This window comes from Kitasatospora sp. NEAU-CNBT7 (genome assembly GCF_057220535.1).
On record NZ_JBXQQB010000058.1, the window covers coordinates 1 to 18797 of the forward strand.

19 protein-coding genes and 1 pseudogene are annotated in these 18797 nt (G+C 69.0%); 8 read left to right on the forward strand and 12 right to left on the reverse strand.

Features of this window, described 5'->3' with window-relative positions; genetic code table 11:
- Nucleotides 1–196: transposase (locus AC2TEW_RS36375; RefSeq protein ID WP_484627539.1), on the reverse strand; the 196-nt coding region annotated here is incomplete at its 3' end.
- Between the two features lie 64 nt (nt 197–260).
- Here AC2TEW_RS36375 and AC2TEW_RS36380 point away from each other — a divergent pair.
- Nucleotides 261–712, forward strand: a pseudogene (locus AC2TEW_RS36380) (transposase family protein); the annotation flags it as partial.
- A 63-nt stretch (nt 713–775) separates the two neighbouring features.
- Here AC2TEW_RS36380 and AC2TEW_RS36385 read toward each other — a convergent pair.
- A complete protein-coding gene (locus tag AC2TEW_RS36385; protein ID WP_484627540.1) occupies nt 776–1123 on the reverse strand; it encodes a transposase family protein in 348 nt (115 codons plus the stop codon).
- Nucleotides 1124–1534: 411 nt separating this feature from the next.
- Between AC2TEW_RS36385 and AC2TEW_RS36390 the strand changes: the two genes are divergently transcribed.
- The gene (locus AC2TEW_RS36390) at nt 1535–2530 is read left to right on the forward strand and encodes a hypothetical protein (RefSeq protein ID WP_484627541.1); all 996 of its coding nucleotides are present in this window, start codon (nt 1535–1537) and stop codon (nt 2528–2530) included.
- A 341-nt stretch (nt 2531–2871) separates the two neighbouring features.
- On the opposite strand, the gene AC2TEW_RS36395 is transcribed toward AC2TEW_RS36390, so the two are convergent.
- Nucleotides 2872–3450: a PadR family transcriptional regulator gene (locus AC2TEW_RS36395; RefSeq protein ID WP_484627542.1), complete on the reverse strand. Its 579-nt coding sequence runs from the start codon at nt 3448–3450 to the stop codon at nt 2872–2874.
- A gap of 88 nt (nt 3451–3538) precedes the next feature.
- Nucleotides 3539–4462 (reverse strand): transglycosylase family protein, encoded by a 924-nt coding sequence (locus AC2TEW_RS36400; RefSeq protein WP_484627543.1) that lies wholly within the window; start codon nt 4460–4462, stop codon nt 3539–3541.
- Between the two features lie 361 nt (nt 4463–4823).
- On the opposite strand from AC2TEW_RS36400, the gene AC2TEW_RS36405 reads away from it, so the two are divergent.
- Nucleotides 4824–5972 carry a DUF5925 domain-containing protein gene (locus AC2TEW_RS36405; RefSeq protein ID WP_484627544.1) on the forward strand — a complete coding sequence of 383 codons (1149 nt, stop codon included), beginning with the start codon at nt 4824–4826 and terminating at the stop codon, nt 5970–5972.
- Between the two features lie 47 nt (nt 5973–6019).
- Here the strand turns inward: AC2TEW_RS36405 and AC2TEW_RS36410 are convergent, their stop codons facing one another.
- From AC2TEW_RS36410 to AC2TEW_RS36440, 7 genes are all read right to left on the reverse strand, one after another.
- Nucleotides 6020–6712, reverse strand: coding sequence for a response regulator transcription factor (locus AC2TEW_RS36410; protein WP_484627545.1), 693 nt, complete (start codon nt 6710–6712; stop codon nt 6020–6022).
- Nucleotides 6713–6924: 212 nt separating this feature from the next.
- Nucleotides 6925–7503 (reverse strand): GTP-binding protein, encoded by a 579-nt coding sequence (locus tag AC2TEW_RS36415; RefSeq protein ID WP_484627546.1) that lies wholly within the window; start codon nt 7501–7503, stop codon nt 6925–6927.
- Nucleotides 7484–7864 (reverse strand): DUF742 domain-containing protein, encoded by a 381-nt coding sequence (locus AC2TEW_RS36420; protein ID WP_484627547.1) that lies wholly within the window; start codon nt 7862–7864, stop codon nt 7484–7486. Before AC2TEW_RS36420 ends, AC2TEW_RS36415 begins: the two co-directional genes overlap by 20 nt.
- A gap of 61 nt (nt 7865–7925) precedes the next feature.
- Nucleotides 7926–8405, reverse strand: a complete 480-nt coding sequence (locus AC2TEW_RS36425) for a roadblock/LC7 domain-containing protein (RefSeq protein ID WP_484627548.1) — start codon at nt 8403–8405, stop codon at nt 7926–7928.
- Complete coding sequence (locus AC2TEW_RS36430; protein WP_484627549.1) at nt 8398–10749, reverse strand: sensor histidine kinase; 2352 nt, start codon at nt 10747–10749, stop codon at nt 8398–8400. The genes AC2TEW_RS36425 and AC2TEW_RS36430 overlap by 8 nt, the downstream gene beginning before the upstream one ends.
- Nucleotides 10750–10872: 123 nt before the next feature.
- Complete coding sequence (locus tag AC2TEW_RS36435) at nt 10873–11595, reverse strand: hypothetical protein (protein WP_484627550.1); 723 nt, start codon at nt 11593–11595, stop codon at nt 10873–10875.
- Complete coding sequence (locus AC2TEW_RS36440; protein WP_484627551.1) at nt 11592–12050, reverse strand: ATP-binding protein; 459 nt, start codon at nt 12048–12050, stop codon at nt 11592–11594. The genes AC2TEW_RS36435 and AC2TEW_RS36440 overlap by 4 nt, the downstream gene beginning before the upstream one ends.
- Before the next feature lie 304 nt (nt 12051–12354).
- Here AC2TEW_RS36440 and AC2TEW_RS36445 point away from each other — a divergent pair, with 304 nt between their 5' ends.
- The 5 genes from AC2TEW_RS36445 to AC2TEW_RS36465 all read left to right on the forward strand — a co-directional run bounded on the left by AC2TEW_RS36445 (nt 12355) and on the right by AC2TEW_RS36465 (nt 18298).
- On the forward strand, nt 12355–12729 hold the full coding sequence (locus AC2TEW_RS36445; RefSeq protein WP_484627552.1) for a cytidine/deoxycytidylate deaminase family protein: 375 nt from the start codon (nt 12355–12357) through the stop codon (nt 12727–12729).
- A gap of 47 nt (nt 12730–12776) precedes the next feature.
- Nucleotides 12777–14303 (forward strand): hypothetical protein, encoded by a 1527-nt coding sequence (locus tag AC2TEW_RS36450; protein WP_484627553.1) that lies wholly within the window; start codon nt 12777–12779, stop codon nt 14301–14303.
- 427 nt (nt 14304–14730) lie between these two features.
- Entirely contained in the window at nt 14731–16197 is a 1467-nt protein-coding gene (locus tag AC2TEW_RS36455; RefSeq protein ID WP_484627554.1) for a sugar porter family MFS transporter, read from the forward strand.
- 83 nt (nt 16198–16280) lie between these two features.
- Nucleotides 16281–16988, forward strand: coding sequence for a response regulator transcription factor (locus AC2TEW_RS36460; RefSeq protein WP_484627555.1), 708 nt, complete (start codon nt 16281–16283; stop codon nt 16986–16988).
- Nucleotides 16985–18298 carry a sensor histidine kinase gene (locus AC2TEW_RS36465; protein ID WP_484627556.1) on the forward strand — a complete coding sequence of 438 codons (1314 nt, stop codon included), beginning with the start codon at nt 16985–16987 and terminating at the stop codon, nt 18296–18298. The genes AC2TEW_RS36460 and AC2TEW_RS36465 overlap by 4 nt, the downstream gene beginning before the upstream one ends.
- A 64-nt stretch (nt 18299–18362) precedes the next feature.
- Here the strand turns inward: AC2TEW_RS36465 and AC2TEW_RS36470 are convergent.
- The coding region (locus AC2TEW_RS36470) for a transposase (protein ID WP_484627557.1) at nt 18363–18797 on the reverse strand (435 nt) is incomplete at its 5' end.

Consider the following 18797-nt stretch of genomic DNA (forward strand, 5'->3'; position numbering starts at 1 on the left):
GGTTCTCCTTCTCCATCGCACTCGCCTCACCGGCCCCGGGCCGGGCAGCCGCCTCCGCGTCGCGCACCCAGATCCGCAACGTCTCGTGGTTGACACCCACGTCCTTGGCCACCGACGCGTACGTACCACCCGGACTGGCGTGGTACAGCGCGACGGCATCGGCCCTGAACTCAGGGCTGTACTTCGACGTCCCCAACGGGAACTCCTGTCCTATGGATCCTCACGATCCAATGATCAGGGTGTCCACGACGACGGGGAAACGCCCCAAGGCGGACGAGCCGTACCACTCGCAAAAGCACCGCAAGCACGGGATGGACGTGCAGGTCGTCGCCGCACCCGACGGCACACCCCGGTGCTTCTCCCGCGCCCTGCCGGGCCGCACACACGACCTGACCGCGGCCCGCGCCCCCACGGAATCGTCCGGGCCTGCCTGACCCGCGAGGTCCTCGTCCTGGCGGACCGGGCCTACCGGGGCGCCGGCGCAACCTTCCGCACCCCGTACTACAACCACCACGAACTCCCCGACCACTACCAGCAGTACAACCGCGACCACGCCCGACTCCGAGCACCCGGCGAACGCGCCTTCGCCCAGCTGAAGGCCTGGAAGGCCTTCGGCAAAGCCCGCTGCTCGACCAACCGCATCAGCCGCCTGATCGCCGCCGTCCACACCCTCATGATCCACAGCCCTGCGACCAGCGAAAACTCAGGATGAAAGAGGCTCACTGAGCTCTTTCAACCCTGCTCGGCAGGGTGAGACGTCGTCCGGCGTTGACGGCTACCCGGGCCTGCAGGATCGCGGTCGGCATGCCGGAGGCGACCTTGGCCCCGTCACCCGATCGGTGGCCGCTCTGAAAAGGCTCAATGCCCCCGCCGTGCGGGCACCCAGCCGGGCCAGGGCGTGCTGCGGAGCGTTCGCGGACCACTGGCCGATGGCCGCATACGAGCGTGCACCGGCGACCACCGCCGAGGCGGCAACCATCAGCACCGCCACGAACGGGTGACGCACACCGCGCCGCCCACGCGGATCCGGCAGCACCCGCAACCGCTCCACCAGCGGCAATCCCGCCATACCCTCCAGAGCGGGCGACTTGGCCAGGCAGACGGCGGCAGACCGGCGGCACATCGAAGCTCCGGTGGTTCAGGGCGACTTGGGAAGGTCACCCCGTCCAACCGGAGCTTCGTTGCGTTCGTGACGGCCAGGCCCGGACTCCTCTTACCACCGCGACCTGCAGACTCACATGATCACCGGGACTTTGAAACGCCCCTGCCGCAAGGCCTCCTGTGCGTCCGGCGACAACCGCCGCGCGTCCCCAACCAGACCCGTCACGCTCGGATCAACGAGTCGGGAACCTTACCGTTTCGGGTCAATATGGGCTCCATGGTTTCCTTAAGGTCTTCCTTATCGGGCTTCCAGTGGAAGCGTGAGGGTGGTGAAATGAGAGGAGAGCTCTGGCTTTTTTCCGGAGAGTCAACGCGCACCGGCTCAAGTCCATATCTGCTAAATATTTTTCCCAGAAAGGCAAGGAGGCTTGCGATGGCAATCGTTTTTTCCTCTCATGGAACAAAGCATTTAGGGTCGGTCAGGATCCCCGATAAAGCTGTCTTGCAGATGCTCGTTCCAGAGGGGTATGCAACGTTCAGGCCGACGATGCTTCCATCTCTGGAGGAACTGTTAGTGATGCATCGGGATCCCGAGCGGCCCGACCCTCTACGCGCCGGCGACGAGATGGACAACCTCTGGCTCGACCCCCACACTCTCGAGGAACTGCAATTGACCCAGCAGGTCGTGGGGGACGGCGTTGAGGTCCAGACAGTCGGCGGCTCCTGGGTTCCCGAAGCCATGCCACTGTGCAAGACGCCGACCGACTGTACCCAGATTCATACCTGCGATGGGGCTCTGCCACGGCTGGCAGAGGCCGCGCACGGCGAGACAATCTACCTTACTGCCTGCCGCAGCGGCATGTTCAGGGCTCCTGTCTGGGGGCGCCTGGCCACCGAAAAGTCGGACCCTGATTCGGGATCGAAAGCCGTATTCCAGGCCGACGGAGATCGGCTAATCGGAAACTTCGGCGAGCTCTCCGAATGCTTGGAAGAGATCGGCATGCGATATCGCGCAATGGCCAAGGGTGGCAATTATTGCGCGATCTTCCGGGAGCTCGACGACCTCCCCACCTCATCCCAGGCGGCCATCGTGCCAATCATCTACGACTTGGTTCAAAATCGTAAAGCTCTTGAGCTTATCGAAATTCTGCAGAAATCTGGAAAGTATAAGCTTTATGCTCATGTTCTAAAGTCAAGCAGTTCTGCCGAAATTGTCGGCAGGCATTCCGTGTTAAAGTCTGCAATCTTGGGTGTCAATAAGGAAATCGAGGAGGCTCTGGGTAGTCGGACAGCGTTCAGTAGGTGGTGGGCGGGCTTGAGTGCGGATGATCATGGCCACCTGAAGGGTGTGGCCGATATTGCAGTCGAACTTCGCAAGATCGCAGCCGCAAGCAGCGAATCAAAGCCGAGTCGCTGTGCAATTTCTTGATGAGTCGGATCCTGTTACGACAACGCCGCCGCCGAGAGCTTCTTCGCCATACTGAAGGAGGAGATCGGCGCCCGGGTCTGGCCGGACCGTGCCACCGCCCGGGCGGAGGTCTTCGCGTTCATCGAGACCTTCTACGACCGCAGGCGCCTGCGCAAGCACCCCGAGTGGGGCGACCTCACGCCACTCGAGATCCGCCAGCGGCACCGGCAAGGTCACACCCTCGCGGCGTAGACGGAGAGTGTCCAGCCGCAGGGTGGAACTTCAGGTGACCGCTGGTGCAGGCGCTACGCCTACCGGCGAAAGCTCACCACACAGGACAAGATCCCAACGGGACTGTCGGATCAGCCTGGATCCTGACGGCTGGCCCCCGCCACGTACTCGGCTGCGCCGTCGTACCCGGCAAGTTCGGCCCGCAGCGCATCGGTGACCTCGGAGGTCAACCGCGGTGGAAGGATCGGGTCGGAGTCCGCGGTCCCGCCCTCGAACTCATTGAGTGCTGCCAACAGGGCCCGCAGTTCCTGTCCACGCTGATGCGCCAGGCGCAGTGCGAACTCGGGGTCGAGCGGGCCGGCCAGGAGGATTTTGGCGACCTGGGGCACATCCGTGCCGCACCAGCCGGGCCGGCCCGGCCGGCCCGGCTGGTGCAGCCAGTCCAGAAGCGCCCTCCGGCCCGCCTCGGTCGTCCGGAAGACGGTCTTCGGCCTGCCCTCGGGGACCGGCTCGATCAACCCTGCGGCCTCCAGCCCACGGAGCTGCGGAAAGAGCTGGGCGTACCCAAGGGCCCACTGAGCCCTCCCTGTGGCGAGCATGGCCCGGCGCAGGCGGACCCCGTTGCACGGATGGGCGTGCAGGAAGCCCAGCAGCGCGAACGCCGACTCGTCCCAGGGACTCCCGTGGGACGGCGTGGTCGGTGACGGCACCGGGCCTCCAACGGAGTGTGATCGTTCACGGCCGCCCGCCCGCCCGGCCTGTCAAGGTGAGGCCGGGCGGGCGCGGCGGGGAGGAGGATCAGAGCGAGAGCTGCTGGCCCGGCAGGATCAGGCCCGGGTTCCCACCGATGACGGCGGCGTTGGCCTGGTAGAGAGCCTGCCAGGTGGTGCCGTTCGCAGCCGCGATGGAGCTGAGCGTGTCACCGCTGCGCACTGTGTAAACGGCGCCGTGGGTGTGGTGGCCGTGCCGGTGCTTTCCGGGGGCGTGCTTGCAGTGAGTACCGTGGTCGCCGTGGGCGCGCTTGTCCCACGACGCCTTGTGGTGCTTCTTGTAAGGCAGCGGCCGGGTGGGGACGCTCTCGGCTCGGGGCGTGGTCTTGGTCTGCACGGCCCGGTCCGGGACAGGGACCTGGACGGGGGTGCGCGGCGTCGGGGGCTTGACGGGGACGGGTGCCTTGGTCGGCGGGACCGGGACCGGGGCGGGGACGGGGACCTGGCTCGGGGCCGGCGGCGTCGGCGCGGCCGAAGGCGCGGGCGCCTGGGTCTGCGGGGCTGGGGCGGGTACCGCCGTGCCGGTGCCGCCGTTGGCCGAGGTCAGCCCGGCGTTGACGGAGCACACCGGCCAGGCACCGGGACCCTGGTCAGCCAGGACCTTCTGGGCGACGGCGATCTGCTGGGCCTGGCTGGCCTGGTTGGCCTGCGGCGCGTACTGCAGGCCGCCGTAGGCGGCCCAGGTGCTGGGAGTGAACTGCAGGCCGCCGTAGAAGCCGTTTCCGGTGTTGGCCGACCAGTTGCCGCTGGACTCGCACTGCGCGACGTTGGTCCATACGTCACTCGTGGTTGCGGCCGAGGCGGTACCTGCTGCCAGCAGGCCGACGGCGGGTACCGCCACTGCGAGTGCACAGAAGGCCGCAGTGCGTGCACCTGGGCGCCGGAACCGGCCGCGGGTGGCGGTGGCGGTGGCGGTGGCGGTGGACTCGGACGTGGACGTGCGGGAGCTCATGGGTTCCTTACCGGCGGCCACCGTGCGCGGGTGCTCCGGGGTGGTACCGGATCGCGCTGGGGCCTGTCTCGTGGTCGGGGTCCGGCCGTGGCCCCAGGGGCCCGGCCGCAACGGCTTGTCCTCCACCCTCGCCGTGGACAAAGCCGTCCGGGATCCCCCGTCCGGTCACCGCGACGGCCCGCCAGCACGAGCCGGTCGGGGGACACGACGTCCACCGGGCGGCAACGCCCCGCCGTCGATGGGCAGGGCCGGTGCCCCGAAGGCGGCACCTCCGGCCAGGACGCCCGGGGACCGGCCCGAACACGATGGACACACCCCATCCACGGCCCCCCTCGGGGGACACCAGACCGACGGACATCTCGTGAGTGCAGCCACCCCCGCCCCCCGCCCCGTCCCCGGACCGCCCCCCGGCCCGATGCGCCCGTACGGCGAACGTGCTGCACCCGGCCTCTACCTGCTCGGCAGCGAGACCGCGGTCTCGGTCGTCAACTCGGCAGCCCTGTCAGCCTTCCTGCAGGGGGAGCAACCCCACTGCAGGACCCGTACCGTCAAGCGTCTGAAGAACGGTCGTGCCCCGCGACCGGATACCGGCCTGCTCCTGCGCAGCCTGCGCACGGACACCGTGGAAACGGCTCTGTTCACCGGGGAGGGCTGGACAGCGGCATGCACCCGGCACCTGCGCGGCCATGTCACGAACCAGGCCGAGATCACGGTCACGGCCGACCGGGAAGAACTGGCCGAGCATGTACTGACCGGTATCGTGGCGGGCTGCGAAATGCCTCCCGCGCAGGACGAGAAGAACGTTCCCGTCGGGTTCTGGCACATGTCCGAGAGCGGCTACCCGGTCCGGGTCGGGCGGGAGGTCCCCGCACCATCCTGGGCGGACATCCGACGCAACTACAACGGCGAGGCCGCCACCCGGCTCGGTGAACTGGCAGCGCTGGAACCCGACTCGGCCCGCGGCGCGATCGTTCTCATGCACGGCCCGCCCGGTACCGGGAAGACCACCGCGCTCCGGGCCCTGGCCCGGGAATGGCGCCGATGGTGCAGCTTCGAGTACATCCTGGACCCGGAGCGGCTGTTCACGTCATCGGGTTACCTCATGGAGGCGGCTCTGCCCAGGAAGGGCGACGGCCTGCCATGGCGGGCACTGGTCATGGAGGACTGCGACGAGCTGATCCGGGCCGACGCCAAGCAAGCGACCGGGCAGAGCCTGTCACGCCTGTTGAACCTCAGCGACGGCATCCTCGGCCATGGCGGCAAGGTCCTGCTGATCCTGACCACCAACGAGGAACTCCACCGTCTGCATCCCGCGATCATCCGGCCAGGGCGCTGTCTGGCGCGCCTGGAAGTCGGGCCGTTCAGCACGGAAGAGGCACGCCGCTGGAGCGGCGGTGGGGAGGGCAGCCATGACGGCCCGTCCACCCTGGCCGAACTCTACGCGCGGCGTGGTCCTGGCCAGGCCCTCCTTCCGCAGGGGAAGACGGTGAGTACCGGCATGTACCTGTGACGGCGACAACCATCCCTGGGCGGGCCTGCCCGGCCAGCGCAGGCCGCTCAGGCGGCGCAGGCCGCCGGGGCGGCCAGCCGGACCCCGACACCGCGCACACTGTGCAGGTAGCGAGGCTGGGAGGCACTCTCACCGAGACGGCGCCGTAGCCAGCACAGGTGCACGTCGACCGTCTTGCTGGTGGCACCCGAGGCGTGGTCCCAGATCCGCTCCAGCAGCTCGCCCTTGCTCACGACCTGGCCGGCGTGCTCGGCGAGATAGGCCAGCAGACGGAACTCCATCGGGCGCAGGGTCAGCACGCTGCCCTCCAGCGTCGCCTGGTGAGCCCGGGCGTCTATCCGCAGGTCACCGACCTCGATCGTGTCGGGTCCGGGGTCGGCCTGGGCCCTCCGCAGTTGCGCGGTGAGGCGGGCGCGCACCAACTCGGTGGAGAAGGGCTTGCCCACGGTGTCGTCCGCCCCGCTGTTCAGGCTGAGGGCCATCAGCCGCTCGTCGTTCCTGGGGACAGCGGTGACGATCGGCAGGGCCGATACGGCCCGCAGCATTCTCAGGGCACGCAGGCCCTCGATGTCCGGCAGGTCCAGGTCCAGGACCACCAGGTCGAATGGGCGGGCCGCCAGTTCTGCCATGCCCGCAGCCGCGCGGTCGGCGCAGGTCACCTGGTAGCCATGGTCACGCAGAGCCCGGACCAGGGTGTGCCGGGCGACATCGTCCTTCTCGATGATGATCACATGAGGCACCTGCGTACCTGCTCCTTCGTGAGAGGCCAAGCTGAGGCCCGAGGGTGTGAGGGTCTGCCGCAAGGTGCGACGGACCCCGGAGGGACGCCCCGCCAAAGAGCGTCCCTTGCAAGCATCGGCTGCCCCGTGGCCGCCGAGACTCCGCCGATCAGCTCATCCGACGGGTGAAACGCCGAAGTCTCCAATGCCGCAGCCGGGATCATCGAGTTGGCTCAGGCGTACTGGAGACGGGCATGGAAGGCCCGCTCCACACTGGAGATCAGCGCGGAGACCACATCCTCACGACGACGGGCATCCGCTACCAGGACCGGGACGCTCTCAGGGACCTGCAGAGCCCCTCGTACCTCGTCCGGGCCGTGCACCTGCCGTCCGTCGAACGGGTTGAGGACGATCACGAACGGGAGCCCGCGGCTCTCGAAGTAGTCGATGGCCGCGAACGAATCGGCCAGCCGGCGACTGTCGACCAGCACGACGGCACTGATGGCGCCACGCACCAGGTCGTCCCACATGAACCAGAACCGGTCCTGACCCGGAGTCCCGAACAGATAGAGGATCAGGTCATCGGCCAGTGTGATGCGCCCGAAGTCCATCGCGACCGTGGTGTGGGACTTGCCGCCCGCATGGGTGAGGTCATCGAGGCCCTCGGTGGCACTGGTCATGACGGCTTCGGTACGCAGCGGCTCGATCTCGGAGACCGACCCGATCAGCGTGGTCTTGCCGACACCGAACCCTCCCGCCACGATGATCTTCGCAGACGTGATGCCGGTGTGGTCAGAGGTTTCGCAGTCCACCGAGGACCCTTTCCAGGAGGCGGGCGTCAGGGCGTCCGTCAGGACCGACGTCCGTATGACTGACAGTCACCAAGCGCGCCTGCAACAGGTCACAGACCAGCACCCGGGCGACCCCGAGCGGGATGTGCAGCAGCGCGGAGACTTCGGCGATCGAACGGGGCTCGGCGCACAGCCGGTGAATCCCCTCGTGTTCGGGCAGCATCCGCAGGCGGCCGTCCGACGGTGCGGACGCTTCCGCGAGGATGAGCGCCTCGACCGGGAGATCGAGGGCAGCCTGCGTGCGCCCCCGGGTCAGGGCGTAGGGACGAGGGCCCAGCGGCACGCTCTCTCCGGGCCACGGCTGGGCGGACGAGGACGCCATGACGGGGCCTTCCTCAGCGACGGAGGTCGTGGTCAGCGGTGGGGAAAGCACGGGCAACACCTCAGGAACTCTCGACGGGCTCCGGCACGGAGCCGCCCGATCCGACCGCCCCGCCCCGCAGCGCAGGTGAGAGCACGGCGCCGGCCCGGCGCAGCAGTCGCGCGCTCTGGTAGCCAAGCAGGGCCATATCGCATTCAGGTCCGGCCAGCACCGTCAGCAGCGCTCCGGGCGGCATCGAACTGACCAGCACACTGCCGTGGTACATCTCCACCAGCGTCTGCCGTACCTCCCCGGCCCGCAGCACCTGGGCACCGCCTTCCGCCAGCGCGGCGATACCGCAGGTCACAGCCGCCAGCTGGTCGTGGTGGCCCGGCCCGGTGCGGTTGTGATGAGCCAGGAGCACGCCGTCGCAGGAGACGACGGCGGCCTCCTGGACGTGCGCGGTCTCGGTCACGAAGGACTCGATCAGCCAATCGAGCTGGTTGGGGGCAGCAGGTGCGGGGCCAGGCCGAGCAGCCCGCGCAGAGGTCAGATCAGTCATCGGCGGAGTCCTTGTCCTGCTGGTCCTTGTCCTGGTCCGCATCGGTGGCGCGGTGCGTGCCCTGCTGGAAACCGCTCAGCCGAGCCCGTACCTCATCGGCGCCGCGGGGCTGAACAGCCGACCCGGAACCGGTGACAGGGGCAGGACCGGCCTGCTCCCGGACGCTGCCGGGAATGAGATTGGCCTTCGGCACCCGCCGCGGCAGCGCCTGGACATCGGCGCCCGCCGGTGGTTCGCCCGCCTCCGGAACCGAAGGGGCCAGCGAAGGCACGGCCAGCCCCGGCACCTCGTTGCGGTACTGCCCGGCCCCCGGCACCCGGAACGAACCCGGGACCAGGCCGACGGGAGCGGGCCGCTCCTCGCCAGCCCGCGCCGGGAGCCGCACCCCCGCAGCCGCGGCGGCCGGCACGGCACGCTGCGAGGTCAGCGCGGATACCGGGAGCATCACCCGGGCACTGACACCGGCGGGCAGGGCCTGACGCAGATTGACCTCGATACCGTGCCGGTGGGCGAGCGTGCCCACCACATAGAGGCCCATCTGCTCGGGCAGATCGGCCTCCAGCGAAGGCCGGGCGGCCAACGTGGCGTTGACACTCGCCAGCTGCTCGTCCGTCATCCCGATTCCCAGGTCATGGATCTCCACCAGGACCCGCCCGTCGGGCATGCGCTGACCGCCGACCGAAACCTCGGTCTGCGGACTGGAGAAGGAAACCGCGTTCTCCAGCAGCTCCGCGAGCAGGTGCACCACGTCGTTGACGGCAGGCCCCGCCACCTGAAGGGCCGGCACCGAGTGCGGCACGATCCGCTCGTACTGCTCGACCTCGGACATCGCCGTCCGCACCACGTCCAGCAGCGCCACCGGCTGCGCCGAGCGCGACCCCAGCTCGCCACCGGCCAGCACGAGCAGGTTCTCGCAGTTACGGCGCATCCTCGTGGCCAGGTGGTCGAGCTGGAACAGCCGCGCCAGCTGCTGAGCGTCCTGCTCCTCCTGCTCCAGAGACGTGATCACCATCAGCTGGCGCTGCACCAGGTTCTGGTTGCGGTGGGAGAGGTTGCGGAAGATGGCACTGACATTCTCACGAAGCCGTGCCTGGCCGGTCGCCAGCCGCAGCGTCTCCTGGTGCAGACGCTCCACGGCCCGGCCGACCTCGGCGATCTCGTCACGTCCGGCCGGTGCCATCGAACGGCCCTCGTCCTCGAGAAGGTCCAAGGAACCGGCGTCGAGTGCCGCCCGGAGTGTGGGCAGCCGCTCCTCCGCGACCTCGACCGCTGCGACCCGCAGCCGCTCCAGGCGTCGTGCCAGCGACCGCGACACCAGGACCGCGACCCCCAGGGCACCGGCGAGCAGCAGCACGGCGGCGATCGAGTCGGTGATCGCCTGCTCACGGGCGCTCTGCTGTTCGGCGGAGGCCTGGGCCACCACCTGCTTGCTGACCTGGGTCTCCAACGCGGTCAGCCCGTCGAGCTTGGCGGTGAGGTCCTGGTACCAGGTCGCGGGCAGCGCATCGGCTGCCAGCCGCTGCCGCGGTGCCGCGATCAGGTCGTTCAGTGCCTTGTCCGCCTGGCGGACCTGCGAGCTGTCGACGAGCTGGCTGTAGCGGGCCTGGTCCGCAGGATCCGCCGCCTGGCGGAACTCCTGCGCGGCGACGTCGTGGATCAGACTGGCGGACAGCAGGCTGGCCCGTACCTCCTCGGACAGAGCCCCGCTGGACACGGCTTTCGCCAGCAGCGCCCGCTCACTGTGGACCATGGTCGTGGACAGGGACAGCGTGTACAGCGCCCAGCCGTTGGAGTGCGACTGGTTCAGCTCCCCGCCCAGCTCGTTGTCGACGCCCAGCAGTGGCATCACGAGGCCCGTGTAGCCGGAGTTGAGAGCCGTGGCGTTGGGATTGTCCTTGGCCGCGGCCTGGCGCAGGTCAGGTAGCGACTTCAGGGCGGTGTCGATCGCGGTGAACTGCCGTTGCAGCCGCTCGGAGGGCGAACGCGTGGCGGCAGCGTCGGCACGGAAGGCCGCAACGGACTGGTCGGTGAGAGTGTTCTGCTCCGCGACCGCGTCCTTACCGGCAGCAGATCTGGCCTGCGGATCGATGGCCAGATCCCGCTCGCGCTCAATGTTCTGGATCACCTTGGTCGCCGACTGGCTGAGCTCGGCTACGGACCGCATCCGGGCGTAGGCATCGGAACGGTCCAGAGAATCGTGGACCCTGAACCCGGCAAGCGCACCGGCGGCCAGGAGAGGGATGGCCGTGGCAGCGGCCAGCCGGTTGCGGACGCGCAGACCGCCCAAAGGCGTCCGCTCGGACGGTGCAGGGCTGCGCCGGGACAGGCGGGGGAAGGAAGGCAACTTCAACTCCGTGGAAAGAGACCGGACGGCTGCGAGATCAGCTGACGTCGCCTCACAGCCGGGGCACGCCGCCCGTACGGCGAGGTCCGCCCTGTACGGGACGTCTTCGGGAATGGGCGGCGGTCAGCACACGACCGGTACGGCCTGCGCCTGCCGGGGCCCGCTGCCGCCCAGGACGGCTTCGGCGCCCGAGGCTCCCATCACCCGAATCAGCCGACAGACGGCGCGTTTGGAACTGGCGGCCAGCCGCACGCCGTGGGGCAGCGGAAGGGCCCGCAGCGTCACGCCGACCCGGGCAGCGAGCTCGGCGAGCTGCCCGGCCGACGCCGCGGTACGGCAGTCGAACCAGACCCGGGGGTGTCCGCGTTCGAAACGGACCCCGCCGGCTGCCAGGAACGCGCCGCGCAGGGCCGCGCCCGCACAGCAGACGGCGCCGACCTCGAGACCGGCACGGCACGCCTCTCGTCCCAGCCCCGTCACCACGCCCGAACGGCGGGCCAGGCTTCTCCCGTCGTGCTCGAAGCGGATCAGGAACTGCTGCCGGCCCCCCGCCGTGGGGGTACGCAGCATCCGATAGGACAGTGACCATTCCCGTTCCACCAGGCCGGACAGCCTGCGCGCCGCAAGCCGGCCGGTGACCCTGCAGCGCAGCCGAGGGCCGTGGGGAGAAGGCGCGAGGAGGTGTGTGGCGTACAGCATGGCGGCGGCCTCGTTGCGTACACAGCACGGGGCCGCCGGCGCGGCGGCCAGCTCGGTCCGCATCCGCATCCGCAGGTCTTCGGCCGCGGAAGCGGCAGTGCGAGCGGACGAGGGGGAGCCGGCGGGCCGGACCGGGGTGCCGGTCATGCCGCGTCACGTGTGACGAAGGGGATCCGGGCCCACACCGTCGTCCCCACACCGCTGCGGTCCACCCCCCAGGAACTGGAGAGCCTGTCGATGAGGGACAGGTCACGACCGGGCTCGTCCACCTCACCGGAGGAAGCCTCCCCGACCGTCACAGGACCGCCACCGGTGTCGCTCACCTCCACCAGGATCTCCTCCCCGCCCGAGCGAGTGGCCACGACCTCGCAGCAGCCCGCACCCTGCTCCAGGGTGCTTCCCGCGAGCTCCGATGCCACCAGGACGGTCGCGTCGACGGCAGGCCCGGGCACGTCCGGAGCACGCAGCCTGCGCCCCAGCGCACTGCGCAGCTGACTGAGGGCCTGCGGATCCCGGCGTAGTCGCCAGGCGCCCAACGCGTGGCCTTGTGCGGCCACGGCCGAGCACGGCTTGGGCGGGCGGATGTTGAACTGGTCGTCCATGGGGCGTTCCTCACGCTGGAACGGTCGATGCCGGGCGGCGCCCGAAGGCAGCGCCCTTGTGGGCCCAACCCTCCCGATTCAGCGACGCCCTGGCGGGGTTCGGGCGGAGGTCGGCGGAGGTGAGACGCACGTCCCCCGACCGGCCTGTGACGAGCAGCCACCCGGCTGATCCCCGCAGCCTGCGCTATGACCGGCCCAGCCATGCGTTAACACTCACGGTGGTTGACTGCCCGGAGAACCCCTGGCGGAGGCTCCCGCGCCCCGCCCCAGCACTGGAAGGCAAGCGGGGAAGCCCCGCCGCACCATGAAGTTCATCAATCTCGCAATGCGTCAGGCACAGCGATCCACCTGCCGGTTCAAGGTCGGCGCCGCGCTCGCGTCCGGCAACCGTGTACTCGTCGCCCAGCCGAACAAGTTCCGCAACCCCGGCCGGGTGGACTACCGCCACAGCACGTTCCACGCCGAAGAGGCCTGCCTGCGGCGGGCTAACCTGACCGGTGGTACGGACATCTACGTCGCGAGGGTCGACAGAGCGGGTCGCCCCGCCCTCGCCCGGCCGTGCCCGCGATGCATGCAGGCCCTGGCCGACGCCGGTGTCGTGCGCGCCCACTACACCACGGCCCACGGCGTCGACACCGTCAACGTCCGGGAAGCCCTGCGCTCCCGCCTCACGCCCTGATCCGTCGGCTCCACGCCGCACCAGACCACCCCGGGAGACCGACCGCGATGACCAGCGCGAACTACGACGAACTCATCCGGATCGCCAAGGAAGCCGTCACTCCTCTCGACGCCCAGTACAGCAAGTGCGTCAGTAGCCTTCCGGCAGGCGGAATCGGGGATTCCCTCCGGTGGTATATCGATCAGGCCGTCTGGGCGTGTGATGCCGCAGCATACGCTGCCGAGGAGGCGGTCGAGAATGACGATCCTGTACTCGTGGACGCAGTCCTCGAATACCTTTATCGGTTCGCCGCCCTTCCTGCCTGTCTGGAGCAGTTCCCCCTCGACGAGATCTACGGAAACCAGTGGGGGAACTGTACGCACAATGTCTCGGACATCGGCGTCATCCGTAAACAGTGGGAGGTTTTCCGAGATTCCATCAAGGGCCTGTACCGGGAGGTGGGAAACTTTGGCCAGCTGGTCGATGAAATACAAAAATTCAAGACTTTCCTGGATTGGCTTTCGAGGACCGATGACTACGAGCATGCCGAAGTCATCTCTCGGAAATTTGACGAAGCGCTGACCTACAGTGCTCGCGTCACCGAACAGTCCCGCCGACACCTGGCCGCCCTAGATGCTGCCTATGCGAACGAACTTGCCGCGCTCCGGCCCGCACGGCCCCCCGTCGCATCTCACTCGCCGGCCGGCCAGGATCCGGCGCCCCAGCGCACTGCCGTAGCGCCGGCCCAAGGTGTCAAGGGAACGGCGAGGAGGAAACCTGCGTCAGGGCAGGCACTGAAAACAGCCCGACGCCGGCGCAGGCAGCAAGCACAACGCGATGAATGCTTCCAGGATCCGTACGTCGCCGCGGATCTCAGGGGCGGCTACACTGAATTCATCGAATATGTCCGACTCGGAGCGGTCCGGGTCGGGGAGGTTCTTGAGGAATTCCAGGGGCTGCTGAAGAGGGCCAGCGGCTTCCCGGGCGGCCTTCCGCTCGAAGCATTCCGTGTACGTCCGAAAGGCATGAAATCCACCGTGGCGGCGGCCGGCCTGCTCGAACGGCAGTGCCGGAAGCGGCTCGACACGCTATGGCGGAATATCCCGGATAATTCCCCTGTTCCGTTCGTGGAGCGGCAGGCCAAGGCGCTCGCAACGGAATTGCTCGAATTGCACGAATTCCTGTGCGCGTTCGGGCAGATGCTCGGCCACCGCATCCCGGACCAACTCGGACGCGACATCACGGTCGACCTGGAGGAATTCCTGTACGGCGGACCGGGAGAAGATCAGGCCGCCGAGCTGGCACGGAGCGTCAACGACCGGCTGAGGGAATACGCCCGCCTCCTGAGCAGTCTCCACGACGCACAGCTGACATCCATCGACATCGGCGCTGCTGCGGACGCCGGCCCATGGGCCGCACTCGTCGCGGTGGACCGCTCACCGAGGCCGGCCTCCCACCACTCCACCGAACTCCGGAACGCATTCAACAACGCGATCGAGGAGCACTTCCCGGGCCAGGCCATTCGCCCGCCCCGCCCGAAGCGCTCCGCCAGAAGGGTCTTCAAGGGTCTGGCGAGAGGCTTCTTCGGCGGATGACGGACAGGCCGATACCGTGCCCTCCGGTCGGCCGGCACATCCGAGGGTCCCTCGGACACTCCGACCCGGCGTCAACCATCCGCCAAGACAAGGCCTGCTTGACTGCCGGGCGGTACCACCCGGCCACGCCCCGACAGCAGGAGAACCCCGCCGTGCCCCCGATCCTCCTCAGCCGGAACACCCCAGGGCATGACAAGCCCGACAGCGCGCCGGACAACTCCGTCCACCTGCACCCCACCCGCCCGCTCGGCCTTGCGGTGCGCCGGATCCAGCGAACCCTGGCCGACCTGACCCGCAGACTCGCAGGCACAACGGCCATCACCTGCTGCCCCGCCCCTGCCCGGACAACCACCCGACGGGACAGGCATCTTCGTAGCTCCCGCCACCGCCCGCTCGCGGCCCCGTCCCCCGAGAAAGAGACCTACCGATGAGCACCTCCCCCCACCCGACGGGAGCTGCACGCCCGGCCACCGCACGCAGGGCCGCCATCGCGGCACTGGCGGCCTCCCTGGGAGGTTTTCTCTTCGGCTACGACACCGCCGTCGTCAACGGCGGCGTCAACGCCATCCGAGACCACTTCGCAGCCGGCGCCTGGGCCACCGGATTCGCCGTCTCCGGCGCCCTGCTCGGCTCGGCTGCCGGAGCCTGGACGGCAGGCCGACTGGCCGACCGCATCGGCCGCGTGCACGCCATGATGGTCGCCGCGGCCCTGTTCGTGATCACCGCGCTCGGCTCGGGCGCCGCCACCTCCCTGTGGGCGTTGACGGGCTGGCGCCTGCTCGGGGGCGTGGCCATCGGCCTCGCCTCCGTCCTCGCCCCCGCCTACATCGCCGAGATATCACCAGCCCATCTCCGCGGACGCCTCGGCTCACTCCAACAGCTGGCGATCGTCCTCGGCATCTTCGCGGCCCTGCTCGCCGACTACCTCTTCGCCGCTGCAGCCGGAGGCGCCTCGCAACCCCTCGCCCTTGGCGCCGAGGCATGGCGCTGGATGCTCGCCAGCGCCGCCTTGCCAGGCGTGGTCTACTTGCTGCTCGCGCTGCGAATCCCCGAATCCCCCCGCCACCTGGCGGCCAGCGGCCGCCTCACCGAGGCCACCGAGGTCCTCACCCACTTCCTCGGCCCCGACGAAGCCCACCGACGGCTGCACGACATCACCAGGTCCCTGGCCGCCCAAGGCCAGCGCCATGCGACGTGGCGTGACCTGTGCGGCGGCCGACTCGCCCTGAGCCCGGTGGTGTGGACCGGCATCATCCTGTCGGTCCTGCAGCAGTTCGTCGGAATCAACGTCATCTTCTACTACTCGTCCACGCTGTGGCAGGCCGTCGGATTCTCCGAGAGCGACTCCCTACTCATCACGGTACTCACCTCGGTCACCAACATCGCCACCACGGTCATCGCGATCGCCGTCATCGACCGCATCGGCCGAAAACCGCTCCTCGTGGCGGGCTCCGCCGTCATGGCCGCCGCCCTGCTGACCCTCACCGTCGTCTTCAGCACCGCCACCCTCATCGACGGCCAGCCACACCTGGCCGGAGCACCGGCCCTCATCGCCCTGATCGCCGCGAACCTCTTCGTCCTCGGGTTCGGGGCCTCATGGGGCCCCGTGGTCTGGGTGATGCTCGGCGAGATGTTCCCCAACCGGATCAGAGCCCTGGCCCTCGCCCTCGCCGCAGGCGCCCAGTGGATCGCCAACTGGCTCATCACCGTCTCCTTCCCCACCCTCGCCGCCTCCGGCCTCGGCATCGCCTACGGCCTCTACACCGCCTTCGCCGCCCTGTCCCTCCTGTTCGTCCTGCGGGCCGTACGCGAGACCAAGGGCGTCGAACTGGAAGCGATGGAAACCGTCATGGCCCCGTCCCGCACCGCCCGACCACCACGAAACACACCCTGACGAATCCTCCGCGACCACGGCCGCCCCCGAGGATCCGGCCTGCGACATCCCCTTGCACGCATCCCTGTGAAAGCGCCCCTCCCATGCCCCACGTGCTGCTGATCGAAGACGACGACCACATCCGCCGCGCCCTGACGAACTCACTCCGCGGCCTCGGCCACCGCGTCACCACGGCTGCCACCGCCATCGACGGCCTGAGCCTCTCCGTCTCGGAAGGCCCCGACATCGTCGTCCTCGACCTGGGCCTGCCCGACATGGACGGCCTCCAAGCCCTGAAGATGATCCGCGCCGGGGCCCCGGACCTACCGGTCGTCATCGCCACCGCCCGCGACGACGAGAACTGCACCATCCACGCACTCAACCTCGGCGCCGACGACTACGTCGTCAAACCCTTCTCCCTCGAGCACCTCAACGCCCGCCTCAGCGCAGTCCTACGCCGCGCAGCCCCCAACGCACCCGAAGCCGTCCTGGTCGTCGGCGGTCTGCGGGTCGACACCGAGGCGCACGTCGCCACCCTCGACGGCGCCCCGCTGGACCTGCGCCCCAAGGAGTTCAAACTGCTCGCCTACCTGGCCTCCCACGCCCGCCGCGTCGTCGGCAAGGACGAGCTGCGCCAAGCGGTCTGGGACAACGCCTTCGGCATCACGGACAAAACCGTCGACGTCCACCTGTCCTGGGTACGACGCCGACTGGGGGAGCGGGCCAGCCACCCGCGCTACCTCCACAGTGTCCGCGGCGTAGGAGTCAAACTCGCCGAACCGGACACCCCCGGTCCCGGATCCACAGCATGAGGGCCAGGCTGGCCATCCTGGCCCTCATCACCTCGCTGGTCAGCACCGCGCTCTTCGCCCTGCCGCTCGCGCTGTACGCACGACACGCCTACCAGCAGGACGCCCAGCGCCAGGCCGCCGGCCACGCCCAACTGCTCGCCTCCCTGGTCTCCGGAGTCACCTCCCCCGACGCCCCGGACCTGCGCCACATACTCGACCTGCAGAACGCGAACGGCCAGCAAGCCACCGTCTTTTTCTCCTCCGGCGACCAACGCGGCGCCGACATGCCACGCACCACCGACATCAACCGGCTCCTGGAGACCCACCCCTCCGAGGAACACAGCTCCCTGGACGACGGAACCTATCAACTCGTCGTTACCACCGCCGACCACGAGCAACGGGCCCTGGTCGCCGTCACCATCAACGAGGCCGCCCAGCGCCAGGAACTGCACCGCCTCTGGGCCGCCATCGGCGCCGCCCTGCTCCTCCTGCCCGCCTGCTCCGTCCTGGTTGCCGACCGACTGGGCCGACGGATGGTCACCTCCTCGGACCGACTCCTCGAGACCGCCGCCCGCATGGCGGAAGGAGACCTCGAAGCACGGGTCACCCCGGCAGGACCCAGTGAACTACGCCGCCTGGGTGTCGCACTGAACGCCCTCGGCGGCCGAATCGCAGCGCGGGTGGAAGCCGAACGCGAAGCGGTGGCCGACATCTCTCACCGGCTGCGGACCCCGGTCACCGCGCTGATCCTCCAGGCCGAGGCACTGGGAGGCGACCGCGAGGCCCGGCGGCTCCTCGACAGCGCACAGCGCCTGCAACGAGAGGTCAGCTACGTCATCGACCGCGTCCGAAGGCCCCTTCCCAACCAACGCGCGGTCGCAGACCTGGCCGAAGTCGTCCGCGAACAGGTCGCCTTCTGGTCCGTACTCGCCCAGGAACAGGAACGCGAGTGCCTGATGACCGTCACCGGCCGTGGCCGCCACGTCTACGCCTCCCCCGAAGAACTGGCCGCCGCGGTGGACGCCCTGCTGGGCAATGTGTTCACCCACACCCCCGACGGCACCGCCATGGCTGTACACGTCATCGGCCGCGCACACGGCCAGGCCACACTCGTCATCCAGGACGAGGGACCGGGATTCGTCTCCCCGGACGCCGTCGAGCGCGGGCGCAGTACCAGCGGTTCCAGCGGACTCGGCCTGGACATCGTGCGCAGACTGGCCCGCTCCACCGGAGGCGACCTGCGCATCGACAGCGCTCCCGGTGGCGGGGCTAGGGTGACCGTGACCTTCGGAGGGCCAGCCACCGCTGGGTCTGTCCAACGCATGGTGTGATTTGGTTGCGTTGAGTTACTGACTTGGGTGTGTCCAGCGACTGGTGTATCTCGTGTTGTGTGAGTTACCGGCGGCCGATGGAGAGTCGGCCGTCGAAGGCGATGTCGAAGGCCTGGAGTGCGGGCTTCCGGCGCATGGTCCAGCGTTTGCGGCCGGTGCCGGTGGGGTCCAGGCTCATGACGGCCATGTAGACGCACTTGAGCGCGGCAGCCTCGTTCGGGAAGTGCCCCCGGGCGCGGACCGCCTTGCGTATGCGGGCGTTCACGCTCTCGATCGCGTTGGTCGTGCAGACGACCCGGCGGATCTCCGCGTCGAACTGCAGGAACGGCACGAACTCGGCCCAGGCGTTCGACCAGAGCCGAACGATCGCCGGATACTTGGCGCCCCATTCCTCCTGGAACTCCAGGAAGCGTTCCTCGGCGGCGTCGGCGGTCGGCGCGGTGCAGATCGGCTTGAGCGCGCGGGAGATCTTGTCCCAGTCCTGGCGGGCCGCGTAGCG